This window comes from Skermanella sp. (assembly GCF_059503625.1).
In genome coordinates this window covers 1-2,865 of record NZ_JCACHA010000313.1, presented here as the reverse complement: position 1 = coordinate 2,865, position 2,865 = coordinate 1, and the positions used below count along the sequence as shown (strand labels likewise).

Here is a 2,865-nt window from a genome sequence, read left to right as displayed (position 1 = left end):
CAACTACTTCGCCGCCGCAGGTTACGATGCAGACCGATCGAAAACTGCTCTAAAGCGCCGCCCGGCCGGAGCGCGGCGGCAAGCCGCGTGGTGGCACCGGGGAAGTCCACGACCGGCACGTGCAGGAGGGAGGCGCAGGCCCAGATCCCGTTGAACTCTTTCTGCCAAGCCACATCCTCGATGCGCATGTGCCGGACCTCGCCCCGACTGCCGACGCGCTCCCGCGCCAGCCGCACCATCTCGGCTGACGCGTCGAAGGCCACCTAGCCTGTCCCACGGACGCCTCCTCTGGTGGCTGCTCAACACCTCCACCTTGGCACATCGATGCCGTTGGGGGGGCGTCCACACCATCAAGTTCTTTCATCCGAGAACAGAACCCTCTAGGGCGCCCTGTGCAACAAGATGCCCACGTGCCAGTGGCACTCCCATCTCACAGGCCAGTCCTGTTGTCTCCCAAGTGAGCGACACTACTCCGCCGAGTTGACCTCGCACCGTGCCTTCCAGCACGCGCATACCAAAGCCAAGGCGCCCGGGCGGCCCAGGTACTACCGGCCCGCCCGCCTCCACCCAGCGCAGCCGTAGGGTCGTGTTGGCCAGGTCGAGGTGCCACGACACCGAAACGCGTCCCTCTGGTACCGACAGCGCGCCGTGCTTCACCGCGTTTGTCGCTAACTCATGCAGCACCATGGCAATCGGCTGCGCCGCGCCGGGTGGCAGTACCACGGGTGGCCCGTTCAGCTCGGCGCGTTGTCCGGCGAGGAAGGGCGCGATTTCACCCCGCACAAGCGCGCGCATATCAGCCCCAATCCAGCGGTCTTCGGCCAGCAGCGTCTGCGCCCGTGCGAGTGCGCTCACCCGACCCTCTACCGCTCGGGCGTAGGACGCGGCGTCCTCCTTAGGAGTTAGACGCAGCGCCGCCTGCACTACGGCAAGCGCATTCTTGGCCCGGTGGTCCACCTCGCGCGAGAGGAGGGCCTGTCGCTCCTCAGCTGCCTTTCGCTCGGTCACGTCGGTCAGGACGGCGAGGAAGCGGCGCCGTCCCGCTTGTTGGAAGTGGCGGCCATGGACTTCCAGCCAGCGCTCTTCCCCATCCGAGCCGCGCCGGATGCGATGGATTAGATGAAAAGTGTCGTCCTCCCGCGCCGTGCGCTCATGCTCAGCCCGTATGGCCGCGATGTCGTCCGGATGGATCAAGCCAAGAAAAGCGGCCCGTGGGGCCCGGCCGTCGGGTGGGGTGGGCATGCCGTATAGCTCGAAGACGCGGGGCGTGCCGATGCCTTCCTCGCCCTCCAGATCCACGTCCCAGATGCCGAGGCTGACCGCTTCCGTGGCGAGACGCAACCGTGACTCGCTTTCTCGCAGCGCCGCCTCGGCCCGCTTTCGGGCGGTGGTATCGCTCGCCTGGATGACGAAGAACCGCACGGCTCGGTCTGAGCCCTTGACCGCGGTGACGGCGGCGTCCGCGGTGCGAACCTCGCCGTCAGCGGCTTGGTACAGGTCTTCGGAAAGCACCGGACCGTCGACCCGCGCGGCTTCGGCCAGACGACCGAACCAGGCGTCACGCATGGCGGGCAGGCCGGCCCAGAAAGGGGTGTCCCAAAACAAGCGCCCGATCACCTGCTCGCGTCTCAGCTGAGCGGCGCGCAACGGCAACTCGTTGATCTCAAGCGTGACACCCTCCGGGGAGAGAACGGCCATGAATTGGAACTGCTGGTCAAAGACTCCGCGGAAGCGCTCCTCGCTCGCTCGCAGTGCCTGTTCAGCCGCGTCGCGTGCGGTCTCGTCGCGCAATGTAAGCACCGCGCCGACCTGCGTGCCATCAACGGCCAGCAGCGGCCGCGCACTGCCAACGGCGAGCACCTCGGAGCCATCTGGCCGGCGGATACGCCAGCGCGCATCAGTCACCGTTTCGCCCCGGAGCACGGCGCGCGCGAGCGGCAGCTCGGCTGACGGATAGGTGCGACCGTCCTCGGTCAAGAGGTGGTAGGTCTTGCTGTACGCATCAGGCAGGACATCCAGCCGCGCCACACCGTGGATCCGAGCTGCTGCGTCGTTCACGAACGTGATGCGCCCGGCGGCATCAGCAACGATCACCCCCTCGGCGAGCTGCCCAAGGATTCCGGCGTGCTCGGTCAGCCGGACCCCGTCCTCATCGGTCCGAAGCGGCGTTAGCGTGCCGCTGGCCCCGAAACGGATTTCATCTTCCCGGAGGTACCAGCGCTCACCGGCCGTGCCTCCTTCAGCAAGTCCGGTAGCTATCTCCTCCTCTGGCACACCGGCGGTCCGGCCCGCTGGGTCGGCCGTAAACATCGCGTACTCGGTCTCGCCCGTCGCAGTCATCCGGGATGCATGGGATTGCTTGGTGAGGTTATCGGCGAGACCGGCATAGGTCGGAATGCGATCAAGGGTCGTGCCGAGGACACGCTCAGCATCCGCCAAGTCGAAGTTCTGCTGAAGGGTAAGCCAATAGGCGCCTCCCGTGCCACAGAAGCGCCCAAGGCGAGTTGCCATTTCAGGCGTGACACCGGTCATGCCCGAGAGCAGGCGGTGAAGCGCCTGCCGTGTGACGCCGAGTTCGCGCGCGGCACGGGCGACTGAAATGCCGGATACTGCGAGCATCCGCTGTCGCAATACTGAGCCTGGGTGGGGAGGCGCCGCCGGCTGCGATGTCGCCGAGCCCGGGCCCTCCGGAATTTCACTCAAGCCTTCCCCTCCGATCTCCTGCGGACCGCAGAGCCCACGATCAGAGTGTAAACTGGTCCGGACACATAGAAAACTTGAGGTTCACGGGCGTCGAAGCGGCTTTGTTCTGGCTAGAGCATTTCAGGTTTAGTCGAACGCGTAGCCTGAGTTGGCAAGGTAGTT

2 protein-coding genes are annotated in these 2,865 nt (G+C 66.1%); both read right to left on the bottom strand.

What is annotated here, in order from left to right; translation table 11 throughout:
* Window positions 1-263 (bottom strand): class I SAM-dependent methyltransferase (locus AC5JJ6_RS07205; protein ID WP_496041382.1); only part of this gene is annotated, 263 nt, incomplete at its 3' end.
* A 97-nt stretch (window positions 264-360) separates the two neighbouring features.
* The gene (locus AC5JJ6_RS07200; protein WP_496041381.1) at window positions 361-2,703 is read right to left on the bottom strand and encodes a HigA family addiction module antitoxin; all 2,343 of its coding nucleotides are present in this window, start codon (window positions 2,701-2,703) and stop codon (window positions 361-363) included.
* Window positions 2,704-2,865: the final 162 nt, after the last annotated feature.